Annotated in this window: 6 protein-coding genes; 3 read left to right on the top strand and 3 right to left on the bottom strand. The window is 47.0% G+C overall.

Annotated elements, in window-relative coordinates; genetic code table 11:
* From Q0389_RS06890 to Q0389_RS06880, 3 genes are all read right to left on the bottom strand, one after another.
* Window positions 1–183 (bottom strand): iron-containing alcohol dehydrogenase (locus Q0389_RS06890; protein WP_298693050.1); only part of this gene is annotated, 183 nt, incomplete at its 3' end.
* Window positions 184–194: 11 nt separating this feature from the next.
* Window positions 195–800 (bottom strand): NAD(P)H-dependent oxidoreductase, encoded by a 606-nt coding sequence (locus tag Q0389_RS06885; RefSeq protein WP_298693048.1) that lies wholly within the window; start codon window positions 798–800, stop codon window positions 195–197.
* Window positions 801–810: 10 nt separating this feature from the next.
* Window positions 811–1,401, bottom strand: a complete 591-nt coding sequence (locus tag Q0389_RS06880; protein ID WP_298693046.1) for an NAD(P)H-dependent oxidoreductase — start codon at window positions 1,399–1,401, stop codon at window positions 811–813.
* Between the two features lie 103 nt (window positions 1,402–1,504).
* Between Q0389_RS06880 and Q0389_RS06875 the strand changes: the two genes are divergently transcribed.
* The 3 genes from Q0389_RS06875 to Q0389_RS06865 all read left to right on the top strand — a co-directional run bounded on the left by Q0389_RS06875 (window position 1,505) and on the right by Q0389_RS06865 (window position 3,634).
* Window positions 1,505–1,852: a helix-turn-helix domain-containing protein gene (locus tag Q0389_RS06875; RefSeq protein WP_298693044.1), complete on the top strand. Its 348-nt coding sequence runs from the start codon at window positions 1,505–1,507 to the stop codon at window positions 1,850–1,852.
* 71 nt (window positions 1,853–1,923) lie between these two features.
* Complete coding sequence (locus Q0389_RS06870; RefSeq protein ID WP_298693043.1) at window positions 1,924–2,814, top strand: alpha/beta hydrolase; 891 nt, start codon at window positions 1,924–1,926, stop codon at window positions 2,812–2,814.
* A 13-nt stretch (window positions 2,815–2,827) separates the two neighbouring features.
* Complete coding sequence (locus Q0389_RS06865; protein ID WP_298693041.1) at window positions 2,828–3,634, top strand: hypothetical protein; 807 nt, start codon at window positions 2,828–2,830, stop codon at window positions 3,632–3,634.
* Window positions 3,635–4,085 lie beyond the last annotated feature (451 nt).

Raw genomic sequence — 4,085 nt, 5'->3', positions numbered from 1 at the left:
GATTCCCGCTTCTGTAAGACTCTGAATGACTCTGTCGTATAAGCCGTTTTTTTTGATCGAACCGGTTCCATAAACGAGAAGAAGCCGTTTAATTCCCTGTTCGGCGATCATTTTTCCGATATCGTTTTCTTTGCCGCGTCCGAATTCGATGCGGGTCGGGTTATAGTAGGTAAATGGTTGCATTGGGTTCCTTTTTAAATATACGTTACGACATTACTGAGTTCTGAGCGGTGAAGCGGAGGTTGTTCGTTGACACGGTATCCAAACGGAATGAGCAAAGGGACACCGTAGGTTTGCGTATCAATCCCCATGATACTTTCTACTTCCTTACGGTCGAATCCTTCCATAGGGCATGAATCGATTCCGATCGATGCGGCAGCAGTCATCATGTTCGCCGCCGCGATATAGACCTGTCGCGACGACCAGCACTCTAACATTTCATCGCTTCGGGGATCGACGGAACCGGCATACATTGCTAAAAGATAGTCTGGATAGTGGAATTTTGCAAATTCGTCTTTGATATAGCTATCGGTACTGCGGACTTTTTTCTTATACGCGACGGCGATAAGGACGGATGCCGTCGTGATTTGGGGTTGATTCCATGCTACTGCCTGTATCGCTTGGCGCATCGCTGTATCGCGGATGACGAAAAATTGCCATTGTTCCATCCCGAACGAACTGGGACTGAGGCGTCCCGCTTCGAGGATAAAGGTCAAATCTTCGTTACGCATCGGTTTTGTGGCGTCAAACAGTTTGCACGCATAGCGGAAGTGCATCGCTTTTTCAAAATCGTTTCGCATGGGTATTTCCTTAGTGTAAATTTTGTTCTAAATGGCTATGCAGATTGTGCAATGCGGTATCGAGATCGAATTCCGATTTATAGATGTCGTGAACGGAGAAACTCGGATACGGTTTCACTCCGCAAAACTGAAATGTTTTGTGAAGGGCGATGTTGGCCTGGTCCAGACTAAGCCCGTCAAAAAAACCGTCGGGATTATCGAATTCGCTTTCCGGACAATTATAGGTAAAGCTGAGCATATACCGTTTCTCACCCATCAAGCCGCCGCTTCCGTAGGTTTTAGACGGATCGTTTCGGCTCCGTCCGTCGCTGGCGTAGGTGACCGCACCGGTTCCACCCGAGAAAATATCGTCGATATATTTTTTTCCCAACCACGGCAATCCCATCCAATAGACGGGAGATTGGACGAAAAAGAGATCGGCCCATTTGAATTTTTCCAACTCTTCGGCTACATCATATCCTTCATCGATAGTCGTCTCTTTGACTTCGTACCCATGATTCAGAAAAAAAGATTTGGCTTCCTTTAGAATATCCCGTGTTAAGTTTCCGTTAGCGATCCCTTCGTATTTCTGATGCAGGTTTAATAACAATACATGTTTCACCAGTTTCTCCTTCAAGATTTTGTCAGAAGTGATTTTATAGAATACGGTATTTAAAATCAAGAACGTACTAAAAAGTACTGTACATACTAAAAGGTAACTATAAATGATTCAATCTCCTTTCAATTGCCATTTTGAACTCACCCTTGAACTGATAGGCGGAAAATGGAAAGGACTTATTCTATGGCATTTGCACGACAAAAAAGTATTGCGTAACGGCGAAATGCTCCGGCTCATGCCCCGCATCACCCAAAAGATGCTGACGCAGCAACTGCGGGAGATGGAAGAGAACGGCCTGATCAAACGGGTCGTCTACGAACAGGTCCCCCCGAAAGTGGAGTACAGCCTCACGCCGCACGGCGAAGCGATCCGTCCGATCTTAGAGATGATGATCGACTGGGGGGTGGAATATGCGCGGGATAAGAATATACCGGTCGCCTGCACGAAAAAATAGCAAGATTGAAATAGTTTCGTTTTATTAATCATCGTATAATCATGTTGCTTATTTTAACAAAGAGGTAACGGATGAAAACGACACGTTTCGCATGGGCTGTTTTGGCACTTGCAGGGCTATTGACACTGGAGCTGAATGCCGGAGCGATCCGGGATATGATCCAAAAACGTTCCGAAGCACGAGCCGCTTCGGGATCGCAAAACGCGAGTGGAGCCAAAGAGTTTGCTTACGGAAGCGATAAGAAACAGAAATTGGATGTTTATCTCCCGGCTACACCGAAAAATGCTCCTATCTTTGTCATGGTTCACGGCGGAGCATGGAAGATCGGGGACAAACGGATGGAGCGTGTTGTCGATAACAAAGTAGCGCGCTGGAATCCGAAAGGGATCATTTTCGTTTCGGTCAATTACCGTTTATTACCTAATGCCGATCCTTTGAAACAGGCGGACGATGTTGCTTCCGCACTCGCTTATGTGCAAGAACATGCAGCTGAATGGGGCGGAGATGCGACTAAAATCGTATTGATGGGGCATTCTGCCGGAGCGCATCTCGTCGATCTCCTCTCATCCGATCCTACTCGCTATCCGAATTTGAAACCGTGGCTCGGAACCGTTTCGCTTGACAGTGCAGCGATGGATATACCAAAAGTGATGAACGGCAAACATTACGGTTTTTATGATGAAGCGTTCGGTACCGACTCCGCGTATTGGGAGAGTGCTTCACCGCAACAGCGCCTGAGTACTTCGGCACTTCCGATGTATCTGGTGTGTTCGACCGAACGTCCTGATAAACCGTGCATTCAGGCCGAAGCGTTTGTAAAAGCGGCCAAATCGATAGGCGTACGCAGCGAAGTAGCTCCGCAGGCCAAATCGCATAAAGAGATTAATGAAGAGCTGGGATTGGATAATGATTACACGCACAAAGTCGAAGAGTTTATCCGATCTCTCGGTATCGCGATTTAAGAGGTAGGAAGAAATGCGTTTGAGAGATGTAACAGTACTTTTTTTAGGAATGGTGTCGGCGGTTTCGGGCAGTGAGACGATCCGCACAGACGATCTGTTGGAAGGGAAATTTTCGATATCTACACCCGTCTATAAAGCCCATTCCGGTGCGACTCTGATCGCAGGTAAGGGAGACAATGCCCTTTTTACGCTCAACAGTTCGGGTGAGGTGACGTTTAGGGCATTGCCGAGCGTTCAGAAAGCCCATAACGATTATACGATTGTCGTAAAAGAAGCAAACAGTGAAATCACCGTATCGCTAAGGGTGATGAACGATGTGATCGATCTGGGTAAAGAGGGGAAATTGATCGCCCCCGTCCATGTGGGTACACAATGGTTTTACCATTGGGATCGCTCTGGCGACGGTACGAGCGATAACAGCGGAGTCTTGAACGGCGGTGCCGATTTTGTCAGTTTTGATCGTTTAAATGCTATTTTCAATCACGATGCCAAAGGGAAAACTCGCAAAGAAGGGGTCAATAATCTTTACCGTTACGGAACGATTAACGGTGTCAAACTGGCATTGCCGACAAGCGGAACGGGTAAAAAAGACGAAAGCTCTCCGAATCATGCCTATATCGTGAGCCGATCGGGAAAATGCAGGGATCTATGTGCTATCTGGTCTGAATCGGGTTATTCCGAGCCTGTGGGATGGACGGCAAACCGTTACGGTGCGGCGACACCTTCCGGTCTTGGGTATTCGGCATTGAATATGCAAAACGGGGAAATAAGCGAGATGATCCACTACAATACACCGTATGCGGCTCTGGAAGTGTTGTAGCGATATGAAGGATTCGACTCAAAAGGAGTACTTTCAAAGTGTCTATCGAACCGTCAGACACATTGAAGAACACAGCAGCGAAAATCTTTCTTTGGATGAGTTATCGAAAATCGCCGGATTTTCGAAATACCATTTTCATCGGATTTTCAAATCGATCGTCGGCGAGAGTGTCGGAGATTATATCCGGCGTGTCCGATTGCAAAAAACGACGATCAAATTCAAAACCGACCGTAACATAACGTCTATTGCGATGGAGAGCGGATACGAGACGAGCGCCGCATTTACGAAAGTGTTTAAAGAACATTTCGGGCAAACACCCTCCGAATTTTCGCGTCGGGCCAAAGAGACCCATTCTGCCGTTACCCTCTCTGCACGTTTTGTCGAACTCGAACCTTTCGATGTCCTAGATCGGAAGAGCACACGTCTGAACTCCAGTCACATTCCTTTATCT

Origin of the sequence: uncultured Sulfuricurvum sp. (assembly GCF_937936435.1) — a bacterium.
Lineage (GTDB): Bacteria > Campylobacterota > Campylobacteria > Campylobacterales > Sulfurimonadaceae > Sulfuricurvum.
The sequence above is the reverse complement of the archived record's forward strand: the minus strand, read 5'-3'. Positions and strand labels throughout refer to the sequence as shown.

What these genes read in the sequence shown, in the direction of transcription:
- Q0389_RS06885 (WP_298693048.1), bottom strand. Translation starts at nt 800, where the DNA reads ATGCGAAACGATTTTGAAAAAGCGATGCACTTCCGCTATGCGTGCAAA.
- Q0389_RS06875 (WP_298693044.1), top strand. Translation starts at nt 1,505, where the DNA reads ATGATTCAATCTCCTTTCAATTGCCATTTTGAACTCACCCTTGAACTG.
- Q0389_RS06870 (WP_298693043.1), top strand. Translation starts at nt 1,924, where the DNA reads ATGAAAACGACACGTTTCGCATGGGCTGTTTTGGCACTTGCAGGGCTA.
- Q0389_RS06865 (WP_298693041.1), top strand. Translation starts at nt 2,828, where the DNA reads ATGCGTTTGAGAGATGTAACAGTACTTTTTTTAGGAATGGTGTCGGCG.